General features: G+C 44.6%; 24 protein-coding genes. 13 read left to right on the forward strand and 11 right to left on the reverse strand.

The genetic code is table 11. The features are described from left to right. Positions 1 to 191: 191 nt before the first annotated feature. Both hemF and GWO68_RS00830 read left to right on the forward strand, forming a co-directional pair. On the forward strand, positions 192 to 1,091 hold the full coding sequence (gene hemF / locus GWO68_RS00825) for an oxygen-dependent coproporphyrinogen oxidase (protein WP_162344495.1): 900 nt from the start codon (positions 192 to 194) through the stop codon (positions 1,089 to 1,091). 3 nt (positions 1,092 to 1,094) lie between these two features. After that, positions 1,095 to 1,676: a phosphatase PAP2 family protein gene (locus GWO68_RS00830; protein ID WP_162344496.1), complete on the forward strand. Its 582-nt coding sequence runs from the start codon at positions 1,095 to 1,097 to the stop codon at positions 1,674 to 1,676. A 95-nt stretch (positions 1,677 to 1,771) separates the two neighbouring features. Here the strand turns inward: GWO68_RS00830 and GWO68_RS00835 are convergent, their stop codons facing one another. After that, entirely contained in the window at positions 1,772 to 2,356 is a 585-nt protein-coding gene (locus GWO68_RS00835) for a riboflavin synthase (RefSeq protein ID WP_162344497.1), read from the reverse strand. A gap of 162 nt (positions 2,357 to 2,518) precedes the next feature. Between GWO68_RS00835 and GWO68_RS00840 the strand changes: the two genes are divergently transcribed. The 3 genes from GWO68_RS00840 (at position 2,519) to GWO68_RS00850 (ending at position 4,433) form a co-directional block, all read left to right on the forward strand. Then, complete coding sequence (locus GWO68_RS00840; RefSeq protein ID WP_162344498.1) at positions 2,519 to 3,178, forward strand: protein-L-isoaspartate(D-aspartate) O-methyltransferase; 660 nt, start codon at positions 2,519 to 2,521, stop codon at positions 3,176 to 3,178. 96 nt (positions 3,179 to 3,274) lie between these two features. Then, on the forward strand, positions 3,275 to 3,811 hold the full coding sequence (locus GWO68_RS00845) for an acyl-CoA thioesterase (protein WP_162344499.1): 537 nt from the start codon (positions 3,275 to 3,277) through the stop codon (positions 3,809 to 3,811). Between the two features lie 4 nt (positions 3,812 to 3,815). Beyond that, positions 3,816 to 4,433 (forward strand): hypothetical protein, encoded by a 618-nt coding sequence (locus GWO68_RS00850; protein WP_162344500.1) that lies wholly within the window; start codon positions 3,816 to 3,818, stop codon positions 4,431 to 4,433. A 260-nt stretch (positions 4,434 to 4,693) separates the two neighbouring features. Here GWO68_RS00850 and GWO68_RS00855 read toward each other — a convergent pair whose 3' ends face one another. The 3 genes from GWO68_RS00855 to alaS all read right to left on the reverse strand — a co-directional run bounded on the left by GWO68_RS00855 (position 4,694) and on the right by alaS (position 10,007). Beyond that, positions 4,694 to 5,815: a TlpA disulfide reductase family protein gene (locus tag GWO68_RS00855; protein WP_162344501.1), complete on the reverse strand. Its 1,122-nt coding sequence runs from the start codon at positions 5,813 to 5,815 to the stop codon at positions 4,694 to 4,696. Between the two features lie 11 nt (positions 5,816 to 5,826). Beyond that, entirely contained in the window at positions 5,827 to 7,284 is a 1,458-nt protein-coding gene (gene gatB, locus GWO68_RS00860; protein WP_162344502.1) for an Asp-tRNA(Asn)/Glu-tRNA(Gln) amidotransferase subunit GatB, read from the reverse strand. Between the two features lie 86 nt (positions 7,285 to 7,370). After that, the gene (gene alaS / locus GWO68_RS00865) at positions 7,371 to 10,007 is read right to left on the reverse strand and encodes an alanine--tRNA ligase (RefSeq protein ID WP_162344503.1); all 2,637 of its coding nucleotides are present in this window, start codon (positions 10,005 to 10,007) and stop codon (positions 7,371 to 7,373) included. A gap of 202 nt (positions 10,008 to 10,209) precedes the next feature. On the opposite strand from alaS, the gene GWO68_RS00870 reads away from it, so the two are divergent. The 3 genes from GWO68_RS00870 (at position 10,210) to GWO68_RS00880 (ending at position 12,802) form a co-directional block, all read left to right on the forward strand. Continuing rightward, positions 10,210 to 10,557, forward strand: a complete 348-nt coding sequence (locus GWO68_RS00870) for a MerR family transcriptional regulator (RefSeq protein WP_162344504.1) — start codon at positions 10,210 to 10,212, stop codon at positions 10,555 to 10,557. Positions 10,558 to 10,579: 22 nt separating this feature from the next. Further along, positions 10,580 to 11,701 carry a DNA-processing protein DprA gene (dprA, locus tag GWO68_RS00875; RefSeq protein ID WP_162344505.1) on the forward strand — a complete coding sequence of 374 codons (1,122 nt, stop codon included), beginning with the start codon at positions 10,580 to 10,582 and terminating at the stop codon, positions 11,699 to 11,701. Between the two features lie 276 nt (positions 11,702 to 11,977). Beyond that, entirely contained in the window at positions 11,978 to 12,802 is an 825-nt protein-coding gene (locus GWO68_RS00880; protein ID WP_162344506.1) for an aminotransferase class IV, read from the forward strand. 51 nt (positions 12,803 to 12,853) lie between these two features. On the opposite strand, the gene GWO68_RS00885 is transcribed toward GWO68_RS00880, so the two are convergent. From GWO68_RS00885 to GWO68_RS00900, 4 genes are all read right to left on the reverse strand, one after another. After that, positions 12,854 to 15,496 carry a TonB-dependent receptor plug domain-containing protein gene (locus tag GWO68_RS00885; RefSeq protein WP_162344507.1) on the reverse strand — a complete coding sequence of 881 codons (2,643 nt, stop codon included), beginning with the start codon at positions 15,494 to 15,496 and terminating at the stop codon, positions 12,854 to 12,856. A gap of 117 nt (positions 15,497 to 15,613) precedes the next feature. Continuing rightward, the gene (locus GWO68_RS00890) at positions 15,614 to 16,411 is read right to left on the reverse strand and encodes an MBL fold metallo-hydrolase (RefSeq protein WP_162344508.1); all 798 of its coding nucleotides are present in this window, start codon (positions 16,409 to 16,411) and stop codon (positions 15,614 to 15,616) included. Between the two features lie 90 nt (positions 16,412 to 16,501). After that, entirely contained in the window at positions 16,502 to 17,296 is a 795-nt protein-coding gene (locus GWO68_RS00895) for a thymidylate synthase (RefSeq protein ID WP_162344509.1), read from the reverse strand. A gap of 122 nt (positions 17,297 to 17,418) precedes the next feature. Next, positions 17,419 to 17,688 (reverse strand): hypothetical protein, encoded by a 270-nt coding sequence (locus GWO68_RS00900; RefSeq protein ID WP_162344510.1) that lies wholly within the window; start codon positions 17,686 to 17,688, stop codon positions 17,419 to 17,421. 186 nt (positions 17,689 to 17,874) lie between these two features. On the opposite strand from GWO68_RS00900, the gene GWO68_RS00905 reads away from it, so the two are divergent. From GWO68_RS00905 to GWO68_RS00915, 3 genes are all read left to right on the forward strand, one after another. Further along, a complete protein-coding gene (locus tag GWO68_RS00905; RefSeq protein ID WP_162344511.1) occupies positions 17,875 to 18,471 on the forward strand; it encodes a hypothetical protein in 597 nt (198 codons plus the stop codon). A gap of 145 nt (positions 18,472 to 18,616) precedes the next feature. Continuing rightward, entirely contained in the window at positions 18,617 to 20,557 is a 1,941-nt protein-coding gene (locus GWO68_RS00910; RefSeq protein WP_162344512.1) for an AAA domain-containing protein, read from the forward strand. Positions 20,558 to 20,633: 76 nt separating this feature from the next. Continuing rightward, complete coding sequence (locus GWO68_RS00915; protein ID WP_162344513.1) at positions 20,634 to 21,146, forward strand: FKBP-type peptidyl-prolyl cis-trans isomerase; 513 nt, start codon at positions 20,634 to 20,636, stop codon at positions 21,144 to 21,146. A gap of 667 nt (positions 21,147 to 21,813) precedes the next feature. Here the strand turns inward: GWO68_RS00915 and GWO68_RS00920 are convergent. Continuing rightward, positions 21,814 to 22,398 carry an acyl carrier protein phosphodiesterase gene (locus GWO68_RS00920; RefSeq protein ID WP_162344514.1) on the reverse strand — a complete coding sequence of 195 codons (585 nt, stop codon included), beginning with the start codon at positions 22,396 to 22,398 and terminating at the stop codon, positions 21,814 to 21,816. Positions 22,399 to 22,531: 133 nt separating this feature from the next. Here GWO68_RS00920 and GWO68_RS00925 point away from each other — a divergent pair, with 133 nt between their 5' ends. Further along, complete coding sequence (locus GWO68_RS00925) at positions 22,532 to 23,026, forward strand: pyridoxamine 5'-phosphate oxidase family protein (protein WP_162344515.1); 495 nt, start codon at positions 22,532 to 22,534, stop codon at positions 23,024 to 23,026. A gap of 133 nt (positions 23,027 to 23,159) precedes the next feature. Next, a complete protein-coding gene (locus tag GWO68_RS00930) occupies positions 23,160 to 23,891 on the forward strand; it encodes a spheroidene monooxygenase (protein ID WP_162344516.1) in 732 nt (243 codons plus the stop codon). Here the strand turns inward: GWO68_RS00930 and GWO68_RS00935 are convergent. Both GWO68_RS00935 and GWO68_RS00940 read right to left on the reverse strand, forming a co-directional pair. After that, positions 23,888 to 24,607, reverse strand: coding sequence for a DUF1003 domain-containing protein (locus tag GWO68_RS00935; protein ID WP_162344517.1), 720 nt, complete (start codon positions 24,605 to 24,607; stop codon positions 23,888 to 23,890). The two genes, GWO68_RS00930 and GWO68_RS00935, sit on opposite strands and share 4 nt — an antisense overlap. A gap of 66 nt (positions 24,608 to 24,673) precedes the next feature. Further along, positions 24,674 to 25,327, reverse strand: coding sequence for a DsbA family protein (locus tag GWO68_RS00940; RefSeq protein ID WP_162344518.1), 654 nt, complete (start codon positions 25,325 to 25,327; stop codon positions 24,674 to 24,676). Positions 25,328 to 25,409: the final 82 nt, after the last annotated feature.

The following is a 25,409-nucleotide window of genomic DNA, read 5'->3' on the forward strand; positions in this document are numbered from 1 at the left end:
GCCCGAAGATACTAAAATCAACGCTGTTTCTAAAATCTATAGTTGTGTTCGGCAGAACCGGCTTATTTGAGTAATTTTGTACTTTCTAGACAAAAGACTTAATGACAATGGATTAAAGACTTTTGGCTGGAAATCATTGATAAAAGTCCTTTTGTCTTTTGTCATTAAGTCAAACTGTCAATCAAAATAATATGTTCAGAGACGAAGTAGAAGCCTTTATGCGCCAGTTCCAGATGGATTTGGTACGTGACCTTGAAAACTGCGATGGTGGAACCACTTTTCAGACAGATGAATGGCAACATGCCGAACACGGCGGCGGCATAACACGCATAATTGAGCACGGTGCGGTACTGGAAAAAGGCGGTGTAAACTTCTCGGCAGTTGGCGGGCAACTTTCTCCGCAGTTTCTGAAAATGTTGGAAATGCCGGACCCTAACTTTTTCGCGACTGGCGTTTCGGTAGTGATGCACCCGCACAACCCAATGGTGCCTATTACGCACATGAACGTGCGCTACTTTGAAGCCGGCGACGGTAAAGCGTGGTTTGGTGGTGGCATTGACCTAACTCCTATCTATTTGGATTTGAAGCAGGCCCAAGAGTTCCATAAGGCCATGAAAGCGGTTTGCGACAAGCACCACCCAAGCTATTACCCGGAGTTTAAGAAATGGGCTGATGACTATTTCTTTAACGTGCACCGCAACGAAACCCGCGGTGTAGGTGGCATTTTCTTTGATAGGCTGATGGCTACTGATGAGTTTACCCTGCAGCAGCGCTTTGAGTTTGTGAAGGATGTAGCCTATGCGTTTGCGCCGTTCTATACCAGTATCATGAAGCAGAACCGCGATTTACCTTATAATGAAGATCAGAAAAAGTGGCAGCTGATTCGCCGTGGCCGCTACGTGGAATTTAACCTGGTTTATGACCGCGGTACCAAATTTGGGTTGATGACGGGTGGCCGTATTGAATCTATATTGATGAGTTTACCGGAGCTTGCCTCGTGGGTATACAACCATAAAACAGAGCCTGATAGCCCTGAAGAGCTAACACAGAACTACCTGAAAAAAGACATCGACTGGATAAACGTACTATAGCCGATGCTTGAGAAGTTAATTGAGCTGGACAAGGAGCTTTTTGTTTACCTGAACGACATGCAGTCGCCTTTCTGGGATCCGATCATGCTTTTTGCGTCAGATAAATACGTTTGGGTGCCTTTTTACCTGGGCCTGATCGGATATGTAATCTGGAAATATAAAAAGCAAAGTATACCGATGCTTCTTTTAGCTGTCTTAACTATAGCTTTGGCCGATAGCATCACTTCCGGCATTTTTAAACCTTACTTTGCACGTCTTCGCCCTTGTCACGATGAAACTTTATCGGATGTAATAAACCTGGTGGCCGGTTGTGGTGGTAAGTTTGGCTTTATGTCGTCGCATGCGGCTAATGCGTTTGGTTTTGCGGTTTTCTTTAACCTCATCCTCTCCGACCGTTACGCGATTTTTAAGTTTATACTTATAACCTGGGCAGTTATAGTTTCCTATAGCCGTATTTACTTAGGCGTACACTTCCCGGGCGATGTAATTGGCGGTGCTATAGTTGGTAGTTTTGCTGCTTACGTTTGCTCGTTAGGTTATGCCATCGTAATCAAAAAATATAGCTGGTTTAGTTTAAAAGCGTAATGACCTCGCCGTGTTTCTAAAACCTGTGAGCGTTTTAGGTGCTTCGTAGGCAGACGCTCGTAGGAGCTGCGCACGCTACGAGGTCTTTTAATAAATTACCGGTTTAGCAGCCTGGCTACATATTTCCCGATAATATCAAACTCAAGGTTTACCGAGTCGCCGGGCTTTACACTATGTAAGTTGGTGTGCTCGTAAGTATACGGTATAATAGCTACGGAAAAACGATCTTCCTGAGAATCAACTACAGTTAAGCTAATGCCATTTACACAGATTGAGCCTTTTTCTACGGTTACATTTCCGGTGCTGGTATCATAAGAGAAGGTAAATTTCCAGCTGCCGTTTTCGTCTGTAACGCTTTCGCAGATGCCGGTCTGGTCTACGTGGCCTTGCACTACGTGCCCATCAAAACGACCATTTGCCTGCATGCAACGCTCCAGGTTAACCACATCGCCTTGCTTTAAAGCATGCAGATTAGTTTTCTTTAATGTCTCGTCAATAGCAGTTACAGTATAGCTGTTCCCTTCAATGGCTACTACCGTAAGGCACACACCGTTATGGGCAACACTCTGGTCTATTTGCAGCTCATGGGTAAACGCCGAAGAAAGTACAAAATGCTTGTTTGTAGCTTCCTCACGGATGGCCTCTACCCTGCCTAAAGTTTCTATAATTCCGGTAAACATAGTTCTGTTTTTTGCCCTGCAAAGATACGTGTTTACTGCAGCACCCCGAAAGTAAAGTTGATTTTATACAGTAAAATAGCCTATAGTTCGTTATTTTCGCGAACAAGAACCCCCGGCGCCTGCTGGCAGTAAGTATACGTATAGCCAACCTATAACCTTAACATGGAAACTGATCTGTATAAACACAAAGGAATGCGCCGCGGCCTGGTGCAGCATCTTCGCCAGAAAGGAATCCGCGACGAGCGCGTGCTGGCTGCCATTGAAGCGGTGCCCCGTCACTTCTTTTTCGAGAAGGCATTTGTAGAGCAGGCCTACCAGGACAAGGCTTTTCCGATCGGGGAAGGACAAACCATTTCGCAGCCATATACAGTTGCTTTCCAATCAGAACTGCTGCGTTTAAAACCAACCGACAAAGTGTTGGAAATAGGAACAGGCTCCGGTTACCAGTGTTGCGTTTTACTGCAGATTACGCCAAACGTGTATACTATAGAATACAACAAACCGCTTTACGAGAAGGCCCGTCGTTTTTTTGCCAGGTATGGATTAAAGCCACACACGTTCCATGGCGATGGTTCCGAAGGTTTACCAATGCACGCGCCTTACGACAAGATTATAGTTACTGCCGGAGCGCCAGTTGTACCCCGTAGTTTGTTAAAGCAGCTAAATGTTGGTGGCATTCTGGTAATACCGGTAGGCAATGAAAGTAGCCAGAAGATGCTACGTATAACCAGAACTACCGAAACAGAGTTTGAACAGGAAGAATTCGACGATTTTAAATTTGTGCCATTGCTAGGCCGCGAAGGCTGGGATGCTGGCAACTAAGCTACAAACTATAGTTTATCTTTTAGTCAAATTGTGGTGTGCGTTTTTAGTTTGGACGCGCTTGCCCTATCTTTGCAGCATAAACTATGAACCACTATGCGTAAACAAAAGAAAGTAAGCGAATCCTATGTGATCATGACGGAACTGGTATTGCCTAACGATACCAACACCCTGCACAACCTGATGGGTGGTAAAATGATGCACTGGATGGATATTGTTTCAGCCATCGCCGCGCAAAAGCATTCTAACCGCATTGTAGTAACGGCTTCCGTAGATAACGTATCGTTCAAGGAAAGTATAAAACTAGGCAATGTTGTTACCCTGGAGGCAAAAGTAACGCGTGCTTTCGCTTCATCTATGGAAGTGCATATTGTGGTTTATGCCGAAGATATCCCAAGCGGAAAAAAAGTGCTTTCAAACCAGGCATTTTTCACGTTTGTAGCTGTAGACCAGTCGGGCAAAGCAATTGATGTGCCTGAAGCAATACCTGAAACCGAAGAAGAAGTTAAACTATACGATGGTGCATTACGCCGCCGACAGTTACGTTTAGTGTTAGCAGGCCGCATGAAGCCAAGTGAAGCCAACGAGCTTAAATCTATTTTCGATATTAAAGAAAGCGGCGCAGAAGTATAAAACAATGGCAGGTTTACAGGCAGAAGATCTTAACAATGAGTTTTTTAAAAACTTTATACCGGAGACTATTTTTCTGGTAGAAGGTGACGTGCCGGCGCCTATAGTTCCGGAAGTAGAAACTGCTGCCCCAGTAACTGTAACTAAATCTGAAACCATAGTTGCCCCTGCCCCGCAACCTAAAGCTACGCTTGCAATTCCAAAGCTGCCTAAAACCGATGCACCTGCACAACCTGCAAAGTATAACGTGATTGGCGAGAACAGTAAGGGCGTGGCAGTACTGGTGACTATAGCCGATGAAGAATTCAGGAAGCTGCCGCAACTGGAGTTCCTGAACAAAATACTCGCCGCTATTGGTTTACAGCCAACGGATGTGGCTTATGTAAATAACGTGTCAGGTAAAATTGCTGTGTTTGAAGAGTTGCAGCAGACACTTCAGGTAAACTATATCCTGAGTTTTGCAAGCCGCGTAGACTCCAACCTGCCACATGAGAAATTCACGTTATATAATCCGGTAAAGCTGGGCAACGTCCCGATCGTTTTCTCACATGCACTGGCAGACCTGGAACATGATCAGGAAAAGAAAAAATTACTTTGGGGAGCACTACAGAAAGTATTTAAGTAATCTGAACCACAGATTAAAAGAGAACTATAGAGACGTAACATTTTGCGTCTCTTTTTTTATGAAGACCTCACAGCGTCTTGAAGACCTGTGAGTGTCTGGCTACGAATCATCAAAGACGCTCACAGGTTTTAAAAACGCTGTGAGGACAGAAATCCTAAAAATCAGAGAAATCAGTTTAATCACTGGTCAAAAAATAGAGACACAGCTTTTGCCATGTCTCTACCTAATCCTGAAATCTTTGAATCCAGAAAATCTTAGTCTTACTTCAGCACCTCAGCAAGTTTATCTTCCAGGTCTTTACCACGAAGATTTTTAGCGATTATGCGACCTTCCTTATCTAATAACAACGTCTGAGGGATAGCGGTGATGTTATAAAGTCCGGCGGCTGCACTTTCCCATCCTTTCAGGTCTGATACATGTGGCCAGGTCAATTTATCATCGGCAATTGCTTTCAACCATTTCTCGCGATTCTGGTCCAATGAAACGCCAAATATCTCGAAGCCTTTGTCTTTATACTCGTTATACATGCGCACCACATTCGGGTTCTCTTTACGGCACGGTCCACACCAGCTAGCCCAGAAATCAATCAGGACATACTTACCACGTAGCGAAGACAAAGATGCAGAACCACCTTCCGGAGTTGGCAACGTAATATCCGGAGCCAGCTGCCCTACCGCCGTGCTGCGCATTCCTTTCAGTTTCTCGTCCAGTTCTTTGGTATACTTTGAGTTAGGCAGGTTTTTGCTGTAAAGCGTTGACATGCTATCAGCAAAAGCAAAATCGTTCATCGGGTCAATTAAAGTAAGTGTACCAAAGGTTGATACAACAGATGCCGGATGCTTTGCCAGGAAGCTTTTCAGGTTATCCTGCATCGCTTTAAATTCAGCTCTGATCTTCTCCACTTCAGCTGTATTACCTTCAGAATTGGCCTGCATAAAACGCTGCTGCAATTCCATTTCTTTAGCCTGCTTTTCGTTCACCATTTTATTCAGCTCCTGGAAAAGCTTAGAATCCTCGGAGCCTTCAATTTTAGATGAAAGATTAAAGTTCTTGGCATCCGCCTCAAGTACAACATTAGTACCTTTATCCAGAACCAGTATCACGCCGTCGCGCTGATCTATAGTTACACGGTAAAAAGATGGTTCTGTAGTTTCACCATCAAAATTGAAAGAACCGTTCTCCTCAATTTTAGCTGTATCCCGAGGTACAAATTGCTGCTTATCCAGCTCAAACAGGTAAATGTCACTTCCTGCAGTAGCATTAGTAAGCTTACCCTGAATGCTATATCCATTGTCGCCGTTAGTAGCTGACTTATTTCCCTGGCAACTTGCCAGCAAAGCAACCAAGGAGGCAAATGCAAGGTACTTTTTATAATTCTTCATATCCAGAATGATTATGCGTTCAGGCGTTCAATTAATAGTTTATTAGCAACTTTCGGATCAGCTTTGCCTTTGGTCTTTTTCATTACATCGCCCATAAACATACCTACCAGGCTTTGCTTGCCGGCTTTGTACTCAGCAACTTTAGCCGGGTTAGCTGCCAGTACCTCTGCAATTATAGTTTCCAGTGCTCCGGCATCAGAATCCTGTAACAGGTTCTGCTCTTCGGCTACCTGATGCGCCGGTGTGCCCGGGTTTTCCAGCATGTAAGGAAAAATCTTTTTGGAAGCTACGGAGTGGCTTACCTTATTCTTATCCACAAGCGCAATGATCTCGGCAATGCTGTGCGGCTGCAGCGGGAAATCCTTCATGTGCAGCTGCAACTCGTTCAGGTACGATTTAACAGGACCCATTACCCAGTTAGATGCCGCTTTATAGTTGGTGGTATACTTGCAAAGCTCGGCAAAGTATAACGCTACTTCCTTGGCATCAGTCAGTACATTGGCATCATATTCCGGAAGGCCATACTCTTCGGTAAAGCGCTTGTATAGTTCCTGTGGCAGACTTGGCATCGTTTCTTTAATGCGCTCCAGCCATTCCTGCTCAATAACTAATGGCGGAAGGTCCGGCTCCGGGAAGTAACGGTAATCGTTCAGTGTTTCTTTAGAGCGCATGGCTGTAGTTGTACCGGTGTTGGCATCGAAGTTACGCGTCTCGCCATCTACCGTGCCGCCATTCTCCAGTACAATGATCTGACGCTCGATCTCGTGCTCGATGGCGCGCTGCACGTTACGGAAGGAGTTCATGTTCTTCACTTCCACCTTCGTACCCCACAGCGGCGAATCTTTCAGCATCACCGAAATGTTGGCATCGCAACGCAGCGAGCCTTCTTCCATGTTACCGTCGCAAATGTCCAGGTACTTTACCAAACGCTTTATCTCAGTCAGGTAGTTATAAGCTTCTATAGAGTCACGGATATCCGGCTCCGATACAATCTCGATAAGTGGTACACCGGCACGGTTAAAGTCAACCAATGTCTCGGTCTCACCAGCCAGGTGCATCGACTTACCAGCATCTTCTTCCATGTGGATGCGCGTGATACCGATCTTTTTGTCGTTACCATCAGCATCTTTCACCACTACATTTCCAGCCGTACAAACAGGCGTTTTATCCTGTGTGATCTGGTATCCTTTCGGAAGGTCAGGATAGAAGTAGTTCTTACGGGCGTAAATGTTGTAGCGCGTAATGTTACAGTTGGTAGCCAAACCCATCTTTACGGCCATCTCAACAACCGTTTTGTTGATGCGCGGTAACGTGCCCGGGTGACCAAGTGTGATAGCGCTCAGGTTGGTATTTGGCAGCATACCGTATTCTGTAGAGTCAGAACTATAAGCCTTGCTCTCCGTCAGCAACTGCGCGTGTACTTCCAGGCCAATAATCGCCTGGTATTTATTTCTGATTGATTGTTCCATTGATTTTTAATGATTAATGACGAATGAATAATGAGTAATAACTATAGTTTCCCCATCATCAACTGGTCATTATTAATTAATCATTATTAACTATTCATTAAGTTCTTTACAAGTTCTACTGCTTTGCCTGGCACTGCCTGTAAGCCTGCAGTATCTTTACCGCCGGCAGTTGCATAGAATGGCTGGCCACCGCCACCGCCTTTGATTTCTTTGGCAAGTTCGCGTACCATCTGGCTGGCATTCAGGTTTTTCTCAGCAACCAGGTTATCCGAAAGCATTACCGCGATCTGTGGTTTACCGTCGATTTCAGCTGCCAGTACAAGTATAAGGTTATCAACTACCTGGCGCATATCAAAGGCAAGCTTCTTCAAGTGGTCGGCGTTGCTTACTTCTATCTGTTCGGCTACAAGGCTTACACCATTCAGTTGTTGTGCTTTTTGTGCCAGCGTATCTTTCAAGCCGCTTAGTTGCTTCAACTCAAACTGCTCGAGTTGCTTCTGCAGCGCTTTATTTTCATCCTGTAGTTTCTGCACCGCACCTGATACATTGCTTTGGGTATTTAGTACTTCACGTACGGCGTGTAGTTCATCTAACTGCGCATGAACAAAGTCTTCTGCAATTTTAGCAGTAACGGCTTCAATACGACGCACACCGGCAGCTACCGAGCTTTCAGATACGATCTTGAAGTAACCGATCTCGCCGGTATTATACACGTGCGTACCACCGCAAAGCTCTACCGAATGCTCACGGTCGAAAGCGATAACACGTACATATTCGCCATACTTCTCGCCGAAAAGGGCAGTTGCTCCCATCTCCTTGGCTTGGGCAATAGGCACGTTACGCTGCTCTTCTAATGGTATGCTCTGGCGCACACGCTCATTCACGATATGCTCAATCTCACGGATCTGTGCATCTTCTACTTTAGCAAAATGCGAGAAGTCAAAACGAAGTACTTTTTCATTTACCAATGAGCCTTTCTGCTGCACGTGCTCACCTAAAACTTTACGTAAAGCGGCATGCAGTAAGTGCGTAGCAGAGTGGTTCTTACGGATATAGTTACGGCGCTCAAAATCGATCTCACTTCTGAAAGCTGCATCTATAGTTTGCGGTAACTTAGCTGTGATATGGAGTATAAGATCGTTCTCTTTTTTGGTGTCCAGTACTTCGATCTGCTCCGAATCAGAGATCAGATAACCGGTATCGCCAACCTGACCACCACTCTCTGCATAGAAAGGAGTTTTGTCCAGCACGATATGATACTCGCTCTTGTTCTTCGTCTTAACCTGGCGGTAACGCACGATGTGTGAATCCGAAACATTGCAATCGTAGCCCACAAATTCGGTAATTACATCCGGCTGAATGATAACCCAGTCGCTTTGCTCCGAAGCCGATGCGTTGCGCGAACGGTTCTTCTGCTGCTCCATCTCCACGCCAAAACCTGCTTCATCTACTGTCAGGCCTTTTTCACGGGCAATTAGGGCCGTCAGGTCCAGCGGGAAACCGAAGGTGTCGTATAGTTCGAAAGCAGTTTTGCCATCGATGGTGTTGTTATTCTCTTTAAATTTAGCTTCCAGTGCATCCAGCCTTTTCAGACCATTCTCCAACGTACGCAGGAAAGCATTTTCTTCTTCTTCGATCACGCGCTGAACAAAGCTCAATTGCTGCTTCAACTCAGGGAATACAGTTTCCATCTGGTCGGCCAGAACGGCAGCCAGTTTGTACAGGAACGGCTTCTTGAAATCAAGGAAAGTGAAACCATAACGCACGGCACGACGCAGGATACGGCGGATAACATAACCAGCCTTATTATTAGACGGCAGCTGTCCGTCGGCAATGGTAAAGGCAATAGCGCGGATGTGGTCAGAAATTACGCGGATGGCAATATCCGTTTTCTCATCCTCGCCATAAACTAAACCAGCTTCTTTTGCTACAAACTGAATTAACGGCTGGAAAACGTCGGTATCATAGTTGGAACGCTTGCCCTGAATAGCCATGCACAAACGCTCGAAGCCCATGCCGGTATCTACGTGCTGCGCAGGCAGTTTTACCAGTGATCCATCAGCCAGGCGGTTGAACTCCATGAATACGTTGTTCCAGATCTCGACAACCTGCGGGTGGTCGTTGTTCACCAAAGACTTACCGTCAACCTGCGCACGTTCTTCATCTGTTCTTAAGTCAACGTGAATTTCAGAGCAAGGACCGCACGGACCGGTATCACCCATCTCCCAGAAGTTGTCCTTTTTAGAACCCATCAGGATACGGTCTTCCGCGATCATCGACTTCCAGATATTGAAAGCATCCTGGTCCATTTGCAAGTTTTCGGAAGCATCGCCCTGGAAAACGGAAACGTACAGCCTGTCTTTTGGCAGCTTGTACACTTCGGTAAGCAGTTCCCACGACCATTCCAGCGCTTCTTTTTTAAAGTAATCGCCAAACGACCAGTTACCCAGCATTTCGAACATGGTGTGGTGGTAGGTGTCGTAACCTACTTCTTCCAGGTCGTTGTGCTTGCCGCTTACGCGAAGGCATTTCTGGGTATCGGCGATGCGCTTGTACGGCGCTGGCTTGTTGCCCAAAAAGTAGTCTTTGAAAGGGGCCATACCCGAGTTAATAAACATCAGGGTTGGGTCGTCTTTAACCACGATCGGGGCCGATGGCACGATCTGGTGCTGCTTGGAAGCGAAGAAATCCAGGAACTTTTGTCTTATCTCAGCTGAGTTCATCTATGATTATTAAGCCTTTAGATACTATCTGCTATACTTGTTGTTTAAGAACAAAAAATATAGAATTTTTGCCTTTCAGAAGCACGACTAATTTTCGCGTTCCGGTTAGCCAATTACTAGCAAAAGTAGCATATTTTAGCTGTAAACAGTAACATCAGGCCGAAAATTAACAGTGCTTTCACTATACTTTAGCTATAGCCATATGCCTTATAAAGAAAAAGAAATAGAGAAACAGTATTATACGATTGGTGAAGTTGCCGCCATGTTTGATGTTGCCGCGTCGCTTATACGTTTCTGGGAGACTGAATTTGAGCAGTTGCGCCCAAAGAAAAACAAGAAAGGTAACCGCCAGTACACCAAGCAGGATATTGAAACGCTTCGCACAGTGTATCACCTGGTAAAAGAGCGTGGATATACTATTCAAGGCGCTAAGGATGTGATGAAAAACAAATCGGTGCAGACCAAGGACAAGATAGATATGATTGATTCACTGGAGAAAGTGCGGGCTTTTTTAGTTGGTATCAAAAGTCAGCTGAACACTAAAGCATAATTGCTGCGTAATCTCTCTAACTATGGGAGAAAATCAGCAACTATACGAAGTAGCTTTAACTCAATTGCATGGAATTGGTCCGCAGATGACACGCCAACTGGTAAGTTACTGCGGCTCACCACATGCCGTATTTCATGCCCCGCCGGGAAAACTGCAGAAAATTCCGGGGATTGGCCCGGCCGCTTATAAAAACATAACGCAAGGCGCAAAACAAGCTTTGTTGCAGGCTGAAGAGTTGCTGAAAAAGGCCGAAGAACATGAAGTGCAGCTACTGTTTTATACTTCGCCAAAGTACCCCGACCGACTGAAGCAGATCGCCGATGCTCCTACCCTTTTATACTTTAGAGGTAACGGCAACCTGAACCAGCGTCGCATTATTTCTATAGTTGGTACGCGCCAGGTTAGCAACTATGGCCAGGCTATGACCGAAAAAATTGTGGCTGATCTGGCTCCTTATAATGTGCTTATAGTTAGTGGCTTGGCTTATGGCGTAGATATTGTTTCGCACAGGGCAGCATTGCAGGCAGGTTTGCCAACTATAGGCGTAATGGCCAGCGGACCAGATATCGTTTACCCGGCAGTTCACCGCAAGTATGCAGAACGAATGCTAACGCAAGGCGGCTTGTTATCTGAAAGCACATTTGGCACCAAACCCGATGCCCCACGCTTCCCGGCACGCAACCGAATTATAGCTGGTATGAGTGACTGTACTATAATTGTGGAAGCAACACTTAAAAGCGGAACACTCATTACCGCAGACTTAGCCCATGGCTATGACAAAGAAGTAATGGCAGTGCCGGGCAATGTAACTTCTCCGGTCTCCGAAGGGCCAAACCATCTGATTAAAAATCATAAAGCAGCTATTTATACATCGGTGCAGGATCTGGTGGAACTACTGAATTGGGACCTGGAAGATGAGACACAGGCCCGAAAATTGCGAAATCAAGTCTTCTCACCTGAAGAATACACACAAGACGAAATCAAAGTGCTGACATTGTTAGTACAAACGCAGGACGAGCACATGGACAACATCAGCTGGAAGACGCAGATACCTGTAAGTCTACTGGCCTCGGTGCTATTAACGCTGGAGTTTAAAGGTATGGTAAAGGCCATGCCGGGTAAACGGTTTGGGTTGATAAGGTAGTTTGATTGTTATAGCTATTGCCCTCGCTCGCGCGTCCCACGAGTGTAAGCTATTTGGTGGGGTCCCGCCACTTTATAATATAACCATAAACTTATAGTCAAACTATAAAAGTATGGCTTTCACGAACTATAAATTTAAGCGCCAGAGTCCTCGGGTAACCCACACTCGCGGGACGCGAGCGAGTTCTGCATGCTTGGGAAAGAGAAAACAATCATCCATTACCAACCAACAATCAAAAACTCTTAACTTTCAACTTTCAACTCTTAACTATACTAAATGCTGCTTTACAACGGCGACTTTATTCCAGAATCAGAACTGAAACTGCCACTAACAAATCGGGCCTTTCAGTTTAATGATGGCTTTTTTGAGACGGTTATAGTTGCGAACGGAAAACTAAGATTCTGGGATGACTACGTGGCGCGTATGCAGGCTGCGGCAAATGTTTTAAAGTTAGAATTGCCTCAAACTATAGTTTCAGGTGACTTGGATGAACAGCTGTTACAGCTGGCTGAGACAAATAATGCTGCAAACTATGGCCGATTGAAAATGAAACTATGGCGTCGCGGCTGCGGACTATATACGCCCGAAACTAACCAAGCCGACTGGCTGGCAACTATAGTTCCGGTTACTCCTGCTCCAACAACTCCCCTGCAAATTGGCATCTGCGAAACTATAACTACCAACTTTAGCCCCTTCTCCTTTTTTAAAGGCCCAAATGCGCTGCTGTATGTAATGGCGGGTATCGAGAAAAAAGAAAAAGGGTTCGATGATATGCTGTTGTTAAACCGACAGAATCAGGTTTCAGAACTTATCTCTTCTAATATTTTCTGGCTTAAAGAAGAAGTATTGTTTACTCCGGCAATCGAAACCGGTTGTGTAAAGGGAATTGTCAGGCAGAATATACTTCGTTGGGCGAACAAAGCAGATATAAAAACAAAAGAAGTATATTTTGACGCTGCCAGTTTACTAAAAACAGATGCTATTTTTAGTTGTAATGTTACAGGCATCCGGAGTATAGCAAGTATAAATGGCAAAGCTGTAAGTATAGATGAAGGTTTTGTAACGAAACTTCGTGCGGAATTAGGATTTTTAAGTCAATAAAAAAAGCACAGGCAGGGTACCTGTGCTTTTCTGTGAGATAAATCAAAATTGTTAAATGTCCAGTTTAAGGCCTAAACTATAGGTTGCCGGGTTAGAGTATTGTCCGTTATCTACACCGTTTATTACTTCCGGGTCCTGGCCTTTATACTTGGTTAATACCAGTGCATTTTGAGCAGTTGCCGTTAAGCTCATATTTACTTTATCCTTCCAGAGATTACCAACATGGTAGCCCAACTGTATATATTCCAGTTTTATAAAAGAAGCATTTTCAAGGAAATGTGTTGAACGCAGTTGCGGAAACAAAAACCCGTCTTTTAAATAACTGCCAGCTGCATTCATAAGATACGAATCGTTCTCAGTAGCCAGAAAATAGCCAGTTCTTTGTTCTAAGGCGTTGAAAACATAATTGCCTGTGCTACCTCTGAATAACAAGCCCATACTTAATTTTTTATAGGTCAGATCAGAGCTAACGCTTAGCAAAAGTTTAGGGTCGGGTGAGTTTTTTTCAGATAGTATATAGGCGCCATTCTGACTACGTTTATATGTGTCCGCTATTGGGCGGCCGTTATTGTCATATGCATGCTCGTATAACCTGAACGTGTTTACTGGCTGCCCCGGTCTGCTTATGAAATAAGCATAACCGCTATAATTGGGGCTATAACTTATTCCATTCATACCGTTATGCATTTTAGTAAGGTTTGTGGTGTTATAGCTTATAGTTGTACCTACACCCCACTCAAACTGTTCATTAGAGACCAATTTATACTGCATGGCTGCTTCTAAACCGGAAGAAGTAAAGTCAGCTACATTTGCCAGGTAGTATTCATAGCCGGTTTGCCTGCTTACACCCACCGGATGGATCACGCCTTTTACTTTTGATCTGGTGTATGAAAGTTTACCATGTAATTTGTCATCCAATAAACCAAAGCTTGCGCCAAGGTTTAGTTTTATAATGTTCTCAGGCTTTAAATCAGGATCAACTAATGTTCCATAATACGGGCTTGTTGAGGGTGCGCTTTCAACAAATGCCAAGCTGTTATCATTTTTAAAGGAAGAAAGATTACCATACAAGTTAAGGCTGGTGAATGACGACTGTTCAACCATAAAGTTTTCTTTCAGCAGGTTCCAGTGGCCACCAACAGCAATGTTAAACATGTTGTTTCCGGATACCAGGTTAGATTCCCTCACGCTGCTAAATGCCAGGTCTGCTCCATACTTCGATTTGTGCAACAGCGATACCTTTCCGAATAAATTTCGTGTCTGGCGTTCGGTTTTATACTTTTGCCACCAGCTGCTGGTACCGTTATACATCCATTCGCGGTAATTTTGAACTCTCTTTATAGTTGCATCAGCAACACCGGCCAAGATACTGATGTCGCTTTGCAGTAGCTGCTCCGGATGTTCGTAAACTATAAACGCTTCGGTAAACCTGTTTTTTGTACCCCTGTCAAAATCCTGGAGCATTATGCTGCCATTACGAGCTTCTAAAGCAGCCAGCTTTTCATCTACACTTAGCTTATATGCATTATCTGTAGCCTGGTAACTATAGCGCAAATTTAATTTCAGGGCAGGCAACGGATGGAATTTGTATTGCAGGTGTGCACTTCCAGCCATCGTGTTATTTTCATCAGTCAGGTGCTGCTGCTCCAGTAAACTAAGCGGATTTAGCGGGGAATAGCTGGCTGCTTTACCGTTCTCGTCCAGGTAAGCAAAATAATTACCGTATTGGTTATCCTGGTAAACCGGTTGGGTCGGGTCAAAAATTAATGCGTTGTAAATTAAATCTGGTTGCGCCAGCCTGCTATCCTGCTGTGCTCCTCCCAGGTTCAGGTTAAGCTTTAAATGGTCTTGCAGAAAACTCGGGTTTAGAGCCAGGCCCAGTGTATTTCTTTTGCTTTGTGTTGTCTTAAGAATGCCCTGTTGGTTTTGGTGCCCTGCTGAGATACGGAAAGGCACCGCTTTAAGTATAGACCCGGACAGGCTAAGGTGCTGGTCGTGGCTATAGGCATTGCGGTAGATAACATCCTGCCAGTCGGTGCTATAGTTACCAAGCAGGTTTGCCTCCTCCGGGTATTCCTTCTCTACTACTTCCCTGAGCTGATCAGCAGAGAGTACATCGGCCTTTTTGCGGAGCACCGATATGGCTGCAGTGGAAGTATACTGTACCCGAATTCTGTCGCTTTTATGGGTTTGCTTTGTGTTTATAAAAAGTACCCCATTTGTTGCCCTACTCCCATACACTGCTAACGTGGCATCGTCTTTTGCGAAGGTAACCGAGGCAATATCAGAAGGATTTATAAAGTTAAGTACACCGGTAAAAAATGATGTTTGCTGACTGTTAACAGGTACGCCATCCAATAAAATAAGTGGTTGGTTGCTACCTGTTATAGAAGTAATGTTATGTACCCGTATCTGTGTCCCGGCCCCAGGCTGTCCGCCCTGCGCTGATAACTGTAGCCCTGCAAATTTCCCCGTAAATAATTGCTCCGAATTGGAGATTAACCCTTTGTTAAAATCAATTGCTGTGAGGCTTTGAGCTTTCCTCCGAAGGTCCTGATAACGTGCATCAGAATAGAGAACCGAAAGGGAATCGGATGGTAATTGTTGTGCTGTAACTGTAAGTCCGGCGAGCAGAAATCCAAACGTAATACTGCCAAGCCTTACAGGCTTATAGTTGCGTAAAGTTTGTTTCAAGTTAACTATAGTTAGGTGGAAAGTTAAGGCTAAAGTTATAGAATATATTTTAAAGTATATATAACAAAGAAAGCACCGGCTAACGTCGGTGCTTTCTTTTAAAGTATAAAGTTTAGCTTACTTCTTCTTAACTTCTGCAGCCTTATTCTTTGCTGCTTCAGGATACCAGTTGCGCAACCTCACTTCAATATTCTTATCCTGGTCGTTAACCATTTTCTTAAAAGCTTCCACATCAGCCAGGCCATCGGTGCCGCGGTAATGGTATGGGTAAATTACTTTCGGTTTAAACTCTAATACGCCGCTCGCTGCCTGGTTTATATCCATAGTATAAGGTAAGTTCATACTTACAAAAGCTACATCAACGTTCTTAAGGGCACGCATTTCAGGTATGTCTTCAGTGTCACCGGAAATGTATACATTTTTGCCGCCTATGTTCAGTATATAACCATTTCCACGGCCTTTTACATGTTTAGCATCCGCAGCTTCAGGCAGGTTATACATTGGTATGGCTGCAATCGGAATGCCCAGTTGGTTGGTGCTTTGCCCGTTGCTTATTACAACAGCCTGGCTTTTATACTTTTCAGGTAACTGATCGGCTACTGCCTGTGGCACTACCATTTTTATACCTTCCAAAGTCAGTCCGTCCAGCGTTTTGGTGTCCAGGTGATCCGGGTGGATGTCTGTTATAAGTACAAGATCGGGTTTGGCAATGCCTTTGTATAGTTCTGAGCCGCCATACGGGTCTACATAAATAGTTTTGCCATTCCATTGCAGCACCAGCGAACCATGCGTTATTGGCTGAATCTTGAGTTGTCCTTTGTTGGTCTTAACCATGTCAGGCTTAACTGTAGGCTGTGCATTTACCTGTAGTATAGCTAGCCCCAGCAGTAAAGTAAAAAAAGCTTTTAATTTCATAGTATAAAGTGGTTAGTGAATACAACTATAAAGTATAAACGCAGCTTTTTGTTTACGCTATTTTTCCTACATCAGGCAACAGACTATAAATTATACAGCCACCGGCGCTTTAATAGCCGGGTGCGGGTTATAGTTTACCAATTCAAAGTCTTCATACTTAAAGCCGAAGATATCTTTTACCTCTGGGTTAATAACCATAGTTGGCAACTGCCGCGGCTCGCGGGTAAGCTGTAGTTGGGCTTGTTCTAAGTGGTTGGTATATAAATGTGTGTCGCCGCCGGTCCAGATAAACTCTCCCGGCTCCAACCCGGTTACCTGTGCCATCATTAAAACTAATAACGCATACGAAGCAATGTTAAACGGAACGCCTAAAAATACATCGGCGGATCGCTGGTATAGTTGGCAGCAAAGTTTGCCTTCGGCTACGTAAAACTGGTAAAACGCGTGGCAAGGTGGCAGCTTCATGTTTTCGATTTCGGCTACGTTCCAGGCGCTAACTATAATTCTTCTGGAATCCGGGTTGTTCTTCAGTTGGTTTACAACCTGCGTGATCTGGTCGATGTGGCGGCCATCAGGGGTTGGCCAGCTGCGCCATTGCGAACCATAAACCGGACCTAAGTTACCATTCTCGTCAGCCCATTCATCCCAGATGCTCACGCCATTCTCTTTCAGGTACGCAATATTGGTCTCCCCTTTTAAAAACCAGAGCAGCTCATGAATGATAGACTTTAAGTGTACTTTTTTTGTAGTCACCAACGGAAAGCCATCGGCCAGGTTAAAGCGCATCTGGTAACCAAAAACGCTCAGGGTACCTGTTCCGGTTCTGTCTTCTTTCTTCACCCCATTGTCCAGGATGTGCTGCATCAGGTCTAAATATTGCTTCATGGTAAAGTATGGCTATAGTTAAGAGTTGAAAGTTAAGAGTTAAATTCAGCGTATCAAACGCAAAAAACAAAAAAGCCTGCTGCGCTTGGCAGAAGGCTTTTATTGGAACTATAAAACTATAGTTACTTGTTCGCTTTCGTTTCTTTGGTTGTTTTAGAAGCATCAGCTTTTGCATCTTTCTTCATGCAGCAAGAGGGCGTTTTACCGGCTTCGGCTGTGGCGCCTTTCATGTGGCAGCTTTCAGCAGTAGCAGCAGTTTTTTTACCTTTTTTGCCTGATTTATCTTTATCAGTATGCTCCATTTTGCACTTACCGCCTTCGCAGGCAAATGCTGGGGCTGCACCGGCGCCTAAAAAGCCTGCCATGGCTAAAACAAGGACTAACTTTTTCATGATATCTGAATTATGGTGATTTATCTGATAGAATTACAGGAGTAAAGATAACTGATTTACGCTATATTCAAAATGATGTTCATCAGTTTACAAAAATACTGCCTGTACCATTAACAAAAAATAAATCGGGCTTTATCCAATATGCTTCTCATATTTGCGTGTAATAACATAGCAAGCATACAAACCATGAAGAAAAAACTCCTAACGCTGGGCCTGATGTGTACTATGTTGATGAATGTACAGGCCCAGGACACTCCCACACCTGAAAAAGCAAAAGCGCAGGAAGACAAAATTGCCCGCCTGATGAGCGAACGCGAACAACTGGTGTTAGAATATCAGTACCTGAACCAGCAGAATAACAGTTTTTGGGGAAACAAATCTAAAAAGGACCTGCTCAGTATTGTTGATACGCTGAAAGAGATCATTAAAAAAGACTCGGAACTGATTGCCGCAGTAAAGGAGGCCAGTATAAAAAAGATTGCCGCTACCACCGTAGAAACCCAGCGAACCGGCAAGCAAACTATAGCTGACGAGCGCCAGATAAACGATCGGATAGAAGGCTTACAAAGCCAGATTAGCTCGCTGCAGAGCCAGGTTAAAAAACGTGAACGAACTATAAAAGACCTGGAAGTGCAGGTAAATGAGGCTGATGAAAAACGCTACGGTAAAGATAAAGTAATTACAGTGCTGGCTATCGTGGCTGCTATACTTTTGTTCTATGCAATTGTGCTGCAGGTAAGGTTGAATAAGGCCAAAAGCAAGGTGCGTAAAAAGAAAGCTTAAACTATAGTTTTAGGGTATAAATTCGGAATTAAAAACCGCATAATTTATGTTATAGGTTGCTTGCCTTTTAGCTTGCACACGTATACAAATGCTAACACAAGGCAAAGGCTGGCGTTACTATACCAGCCTTTATTTTTTGACATAGATGAGAGATATTTTTGAAGAGTTAAAGCAGGTACAGCAACTGCTTAAAATAGAACAGGAAGAAGACCGCCAGCAATATAAAATTAAAAGCCTGAAAAGCTCGATACAGGAGCGCAAGGATATGGGTTTTTGCTGGTACCCGGTTGTGATTTCGAAAGAAGAGATTGGTTTTGGGAACAAAGTAGTCATAGAACTGGAACGCACCTCGGGCCGCGACCAACTGCACCTTTTCCAGACGGGTAAAGCAGCGGCTTTGTTCAGTAACAGCGGCGAACGCAATACCTTGAACGGCGTTATAGTTGGCCTGAAACGCAACAAAATCCAGCTCGCAACTAATAAAGAAGACCTCCCCGACTGGATAGACGATGGCAAACTGGGCATCGACCTGACTTTTGATGAAATGAGCTACCGCGAAATGGAGTATGCTCTGAAAAAAGTAATTGAAACAGATAAAACCCGCCTTGCCGAGCTGCGCGATATTTTGTTAGGCATTAAGGTTCCCACTTTTACAGATATTAAAGTCCCTGAAATTCAGGCCCTGAACGAGTCGCAGAACGATGCAGTGCGCAAAGTAGCACAGGCCAAAGATGTAGCCATTATACATGGTCCTCCGGGCACAGGCAAAACCACTACACTGGTACAGGCTATACTTCATTCTTTAAAAACCCAGAAGCGCTTGCTTGTAACGGCACCTTCCAACACAGCTGTAGACTTACTTACCGAAAAACTGGCAAACGAAGGCGTAAATGTGATCCGTATTGGCAATCCGTCGCGGGTGTCGGATGTGTTGCTGGAGCATACTTTGGATGCGCAGATCATGGACCATAAGGCCTATAAAGATCTGAAAACGGTGCGTAAAACTGCTGAGGAGTACAAGCGCATGGCTTACCAGTTTAAGCGTAAGTTCGGGCACGAAGAGCGCATGCAGCGCCAACTATACAAAGCCGAAAGCAACCGCTTATTAGACGAAGCCGATAACATAGAGCATTACATTACCGAGGACTTGCTGGACAATGTGCAGGTGATAACCTGTACGTTGGTGGGTGCTGCGAACAAAGCCATCCGCCACCTGCACTACGATACCGTTTTTATTGATGAAGCGGCCCAGGCCCTGGAGCCTGCCTGCTGGGTACCGATTACCAGAGCAAACAAAGTAGTTTTAGCCGGTGACCATTGCCAGTTACCACCCACTGTTAAGTCTTTTTTGGCCGACCAGAAAGGCTTAAGTATTACGCTGTTTGAGAAATGTATCGAAAGGCAGAAAGATGTATCGGTGATGCTGAAAACCCAGTACCGTATGCACCACCACATTATGCAGTTCTCGAACGAGCAGTTTTACAACGGCGAGCTTACTGCCCACGAAAGCGTATATAACAGCGACCTGCATGGCTACGATACGTTCTTTAAACCCGGCCTTGCCGTTGAATTTATAGATACGGCCGGTTGTGGCTACAACGAAGTGGTAAACCCCGAAGCGCAAAGTTCTGCCAACCCCGAAGAAGCTGATCTGTTGTTAAACCACCTGCAACTGTTGCTGAAAGATTACGAACAGGACGAAGAAGTTGCCCCACTTAAAATTGGAGTAATTGCGCCTTACCGCGCCCAAATAAATTACCTGCAGGACAGAGTGGAACATATGCCGCATCTACATGAACTTTACCATAAACGTGAGCTGTCGATTGGTACAGTAGATAGTTTCCAGGGTCAGGAGCGCGATATTATTTACATCAGCATGGTACGCAGCAACGAGACCGGCGAGATAGGCTTCCTGAGCGATATCAGGAGAATGAACGTGGGCATGACACGGGCTAAAAAGAAGCTGGTTATAGTTGGCGATAGTGCCACTTTAACCCATCACCCCTACTACGACGCTTTTATAAAGTATACCGAAAGTATCAATGCTTATAAAAGTGCGTGGGAACTGACCGAGTGCCTGCCTTAGCCGATAATTTGAACCGAAGCATGACAAAGCAAGTATAATTGGTTACCTTGCTGCCATCAAAAAAATCAACGATAAAATGAAAATTGAAAAGAACAAAGTAGTAACGCTTACCTACGAACTGCGTGTGCAAAACGAAAACGGAGAGCAAAGCGTGATAGAAATAGCGAACGAAGAGCAGCCAATGGCCTTTATTTACGGCATGAGCGGCCTGCCAGATCAGTTCGAAGAAAACCTGAGCAACCTAAGCGAAGGCGACAACTTTGAATTTACACTAGATGCAGAAGAAGGCTACGGCGAGTTTGATGAAAACGCGGTAGTAGAACTGCCGATGAATGTATTTGAAGTGGAAGGTGCCGTGCCGGATAACATGCTGGAGGTAGGCAACTTTATACCAATGACTGACAGCGAAGGCAACCAGTTACAAGGCCGCGTAGCAAACGTTACTGACTCAAATGTAACCATGGACTTCAACCATCCGCTGGCTGGCAAAGAGTTACATTTTAAAGGTAAAGTTGCTCAGGTGCGTGATGCTTCACAGGAAGAACTGGATCATGGCCACGTACATGGGGCCGGTGGTCATCATCATTAATAGTATCTGAACGTTTAGTTCCGGAAGCAGCATAAGATTAACCTTATGCTGCTTTTTTGTTTTATAGTTTCTTTTTTGTCATTTCGAACAACGTGAGAAATCTATCTTAGATTAAAGTTTCTCCTTTGTCATCCTGAGCGTAGTCGAAGGATCTTATATGTCCTATAGTTGAAGCTTTCTACAATTGCCACAAGCCTTTTCTTTCATTGCTAATTTTAATCCTGGGAGCTCAATAAGCCCATCGTTTCAATCCAGCTTTGGTGCCCTCACGGCCGGGAGGCCCCGTCTATGGGCATCGAGCTGCTGCCTTCTTGCTATCCTCGTGCCTCGGATTGCCTATCGGCACCGCAACAAGTCAAAGGCGCTCAACCCAAAGACTGATATCTTTCGATAGCTATAGTTTATCTAAAGTTTGAGCTGCTATAGTTCTATAGTTTTTCTGTTATGTATTTCCGTAGGGACAGGTCGCGACCTGTCCGCAAATAGGCTGAAACTATAGCACTATAATGATAACTATGGCTTTAGCAAAACTCCCTCTCCTGTTTTTAGGAGAGGGCTGGGGTGAGGTAAAACTGTAGCTATAAAACTATAGTTGTAATTATAGCAAAGGCAGAAACGAACACCTAGCGTTATCTGAAACTCAACACCCTATAACATTTTGAAAACACTAAATCTGCCACTTCACTTCCCCCACATACTTCTCCAGTTCCGGGAAAAACAATTCAAAATCCTGGTGGTACAAACTATAGTTTAGCGTCAATTCCTCCCCTGCTGTTTCCATCCCGGATTCGAAACTTGTGCGGCGACTAAGGCCAGTCAATGCCTTGGCAATTCCTTCTATTTCTGCATATCCCAATAGCCAGTTTTGTGCCATCATGTACGGGAAAAAATACTGCACCCGCTCCGGCAAATTTGGTAAATGATTGCTGATCAAACTATAGGTTCGTTGGGTATAAGCATCCAGCGACTCATTAGCGAATCTCTCAAAATGCTTGGCCAGGAAGTGGTCGAAATAAAGGTCTGCTACCACCGGTGCGTACTTTTTATATTTGTCGCGCAAACGTGTTTTTGTTTCTGAAACAACAGGATGAGAATCGGTATAGGAATCAATAAGGCGGTGAAGTTTTATGCCGCGCGCAATGCCCGGACTATAGTTCGTAGCTTTGTTGCCTTTCACAGCATCAGCTATAAAGTTGCCGAGCAGCAATTCTTCGTCGTTACCGGACAGGTATAAATGGGCGAGATAATTCAAAACAATATTTTAAAGGTAGATCACTCTAAACAACTTATACTTTACATTGTTCTTAAAAGTATAAACGGCACGGTTACAAACCCTTTGCTTTAAGGGCGCGTAATCAGAAACACGAATCCAAGAAAATAAAACTATGAATAACGAACAAAACGAGAACTTACAGAAACTGATAGACAAGATAAAGGACGTTGATACTTGTATGATGACCACTGCAGACGATGACGGCAGCCTGCGCAGTCGCCCGATGCGTAACATGCAGATAAAGGACGACGGTATTATCTGGTTTTTTACCGGTTACGAATCTGCCAAATCGCATGAGCTAAAAAATGACTCACATGTAAACCTGAGCTATGCAGATCCTTCAAATAACCTGTATGTATCAGTGTCTGGCAGGGCGTCTATCTCACGGGACAAAGCCAAGATCGATGAACTATGGAACCCTGCGATGAAAGCCTGGTTTCCGGAAGGCAAAGACGACCCGAATGTAGGACTGATAAAAGTTACCATTGACAAAGCAGAATACTGGGACTCGCCGAACAGTGCGGTGGTACATTTGTATGGTGTAGTAAAAGCAGCCATAACAGGCGAACCTGCTCATCCCGGCGAAAACAAAAAGATCAACCTGTAAGTATAAAAGAATACCTATAGCTTGAAAGCAACACCTGCCTTACTCCCATCTGGCAGGTGTTTTTATTTACTATAGTTCTGTTTTAAAACGATAACACGTACCTTTCAACTGTAATTTACTAACTATACATCTCTTGCAACCAACTATAGCGCCAACCTCTACCCTTACCACCCTTACCTTATTTGGTATAAAAAATGGACATATGCGCTGGGGTCTGGCACAAATGGGAACGTCAGGGCCTGAGTTGCAAAAAGTGCCGGGGCTGGTGTTTTATAAATTACTGGGCAGCGGACATGGCAAAGGCTTTAGTATAAAACCCAATTTTTACCGCTACGGGCTCATCTGTACTTGGCAAAGCGAACAGGCTGCCACAGATTTTTTCGAGAGATCAGAACTGATGCACGAATACAGGCAACACTCGTTTGAGCAATGGACCTGTTACCTGCAACCGCTGCAAAGCCATGGGCAATGGGATAAAAAAGAACCCTTCACGCCTGTTTCAGATCTGACCTATAGTTCGGGACCGATGGCTGTTATTACACGTGCCAGTATAAACTGGCGGGCACTGCCAAGTTTCTGGAAATATGTACCACAATCCAGCAAGGCATTGGATAAGGCTGAAGGCTTGCTTTGTTCGATTGGGATGGGTGAATTACCACTTATCCGGCAGGCAACATTCAGTATCTGGAACTCAGCGGAAGCCATGAAAACTTATGCCTACCGCAACCCAAAGCATCTGGAAGTAATTAAAAGAACCCGCGCAGAAAACTGGTATTCCGAAGAGCTCTTTGCGCGGTTTATAGTTGTGAAAACAGTTGGCACCTGGAATGGCATCGACCCGGTAAGTAGTAACGTTGCTGGTTAGTTTTTTTTACTTTTCAGGCCTACCATAATGTCTTCCAGCAAATCTACCTGAATCTGCTGTATCTCTATCAGGCGTTGGTTTTGGTTGATGATCAGGTGATCTATTTTTTCGTGCAGCAATCTTATTTCCAGTTCAGCTTTCAGGTTTACCTGGTAATCGTATTCGGAGCGTTGCCGGTCTTTGGCCTCTTTCCTGTTCTGGCTCATCATAATAATAGGTGCCTGTATGGCAGCCAGACAAGACAGGATAAGGTTTAAAAGTATAAACGGGTATGGGTCAAAAGGGCGGTTGGCTACGAAATATATATTGATAGCCATCCAGATAAAAAGAAAAGAAAAGAAGATGAGTATAAACGTCCAGCTGCCACCAAACGACGCAATCTTATCCGATACCCGCTCCCCGAACGTCAGGTTTTCAGACAACTCCGTTTCGATATTGGATGATAGCAGTTCGTGTTGGTTTATACTTTGGATTACTTCTTTTTCCAGCACCGAAAGCTCGCCCATCTCGCTGGTAAGCATGTTTTCGAGGTACTTGTTGCGGTACTGGTTCAGCACAGCAATCGATATAAGGCCTTTCTCATCGAAATCCGGGTGATCTGCTTTTATCAGGTCCAGGATGCTCTTGCGGATACCGACACCCGAAACCAGTTGCTGCATTGGCAAATGCTTACCGGTAATCTGGCAAACGGCAGTGTTGTTTCGATGGGTTTTCATAGTGTGTCAGGCTATAACTTTAACGTGCCATACGCATAATCAGATTGAAACAGTAACTATAGCCTGCTATTTCGGGTTGTTGATCTGCTTCATGGCATTCTCCAGCAACATATTCATCGCTTCGTATGTGCGGTACCCACGGCTCAGCAAATGCACTTCATGTCCGTTTAACAAATACATGCTCGGGAAAGCAACAGCTTGCAGGCGGCGGGCAATCAGAAAATCCTGTTGAGTTTTCTCTTTCATTTCATCGGAGTTAAACTTCTCCAGAAACACGTCTTCTTCAACCCCGAACGTAGAGGCGATCTCAGCCAGCACCACTTCATTCGTTACATCGTTATTACCCGCATAAAAAGCAGCCTGTACTTTCTCTGCCATCTCCAGTTCTGCTTCCGCATTCAGGTAACGCATGGTAATTACGGCGCGACAGGCAGGTTCGGTGTTATAGATAAAATCAGTTCTGTCGAAGAAACTATAGTTGAAAGGCTGCCTGGTTACCTGCTCTACATCCTGCCAGTGCTGTCTGGTTTTGGCAACATTCTCCGCATCCATTGGTTCAGTGTTCGCGCGTAGTCCGCCCAGTACCAGTTTAAAGTTCAGTTTGCCTTCCTGTTCATTTTTTATGCGATGCAGCACCGGCGCAAAACCATAACACCACGAGCACATCGGGTCCATTACATAGATCAGGTGCGGCACATCCAGTAGATCGTATTTTTCCATTTCTATAGTTCCTCTTTAAAGCTGCAAAGGTACTATTGATTGTTGAATTGATAAATTGTTTGATTGTTGTTTATAGTTGAAA

This window comes from Pontibacter fetidus (assembly GCF_010119545.1).
Classification (GTDB): Bacteria; Bacteroidota; Bacteroidia; order Cytophagales; family Hymenobacteraceae; genus Pontibacter; species Pontibacter fetidus.

Excerpts from the sequence above, each read along its gene's own strand:
- hemF (WP_162344495.1), top strand. The coding sequence starts at position 192 with ATGTTCAGAGACGAAGTAGAAGCCTTTATGCGCCAGTTCCAGATGGAT.
- GWO68_RS00830 (WP_162344496.1), top strand. The coding sequence starts at position 1,095 with ATGCTTGAGAAGTTAATTGAGCTGGACAAGGAGCTTTTTGTTTACCTG.
- GWO68_RS00835 (WP_162344497.1), bottom strand. The coding sequence starts at position 2,356 with ATGTTTACCGGAATTATAGAAACTTTAGGCAGGGTAGAGGCCATCCGT.
- GWO68_RS00840 (WP_162344498.1), top strand. The coding sequence starts at position 2,519 with ATGGAAACTGATCTGTATAAACACAAAGGAATGCGCCGCGGCCTGGTG.
- GWO68_RS00845 (WP_162344499.1), top strand. The coding sequence starts at position 3,275 with ATGCGTAAACAAAAGAAAGTAAGCGAATCCTATGTGATCATGACGGAA.
- GWO68_RS00850 (WP_162344500.1), top strand. The coding sequence starts at position 3,816 with ATGGCAGGTTTACAGGCAGAAGATCTTAACAATGAGTTTTTTAAAAAC.
- GWO68_RS00855 (WP_162344501.1), bottom strand. The coding sequence starts at position 5,815 with ATGAAGAATTATAAAAAGTACCTTGCATTTGCCTCCTTGGTTGCTTTG.
- gatB (WP_162344502.1), bottom strand. The coding sequence starts at position 7,284 with ATGGAACAATCAATCAGAAATAAATACCAGGCGATTATTGGCCTGGAA.
- alaS (WP_162344503.1), bottom strand. The coding sequence starts at position 10,007 with ATGAACTCAGCTGAGATAAGACAAAAGTTCCTGGATTTCTTCGCTTCC.
- GWO68_RS00870 (WP_162344504.1), top strand. The coding sequence starts at position 10,210 with ATGCCTTATAAAGAAAAAGAAATAGAGAAACAGTATTATACGATTGGT.
- dprA (WP_162344505.1), top strand. The coding sequence starts at position 10,580 with ATGGGAGAAAATCAGCAACTATACGAAGTAGCTTTAACTCAATTGCAT.
- GWO68_RS00880 (WP_162344506.1), top strand. The coding sequence starts at position 11,978 with ATGCTGCTTTACAACGGCGACTTTATTCCAGAATCAGAACTGAAACTG.
- GWO68_RS00890 (WP_162344508.1), bottom strand. The coding sequence starts at position 16,411 with ATGAAATTAAAAGCTTTTTTTACTTTACTGCTGGGGCTAGCTATACTA.
- GWO68_RS00895 (WP_162344509.1), bottom strand. The coding sequence starts at position 17,296 with ATGAAGCAATATTTAGACCTGATGCAGCACATCCTGGACAATGGGGTG.
- GWO68_RS00900 (WP_162344510.1), bottom strand. The coding sequence starts at position 17,688 with ATGAAAAAGTTAGTCCTTGTTTTAGCCATGGCAGGCTTTTTAGGCGCC.
- GWO68_RS00905 (WP_162344511.1), top strand. The coding sequence starts at position 17,875 with ATGAAGAAAAAACTCCTAACGCTGGGCCTGATGTGTACTATGTTGATG.
- GWO68_RS00910 (WP_162344512.1), top strand. The coding sequence starts at position 18,617 with ATGAGAGATATTTTTGAAGAGTTAAAGCAGGTACAGCAACTGCTTAAA.
- GWO68_RS00915 (WP_162344513.1), top strand. The coding sequence starts at position 20,634 with ATGAAAATTGAAAAGAACAAAGTAGTAACGCTTACCTACGAACTGCGT.
- GWO68_RS00925 (WP_162344515.1), top strand. The coding sequence starts at position 22,532 with ATGAATAACGAACAAAACGAGAACTTACAGAAACTGATAGACAAGATA.
- GWO68_RS00935 (WP_162344517.1), bottom strand. The coding sequence starts at position 24,607 with ATGAAAACCCATCGAAACAACACTGCCGTTTGCCAGATTACCGGTAAG.
- GWO68_RS00940 (WP_162344518.1), bottom strand. The coding sequence starts at position 25,327 with ATGGAAAAATACGATCTACTGGATGTGCCGCACCTGATCTATGTAATG.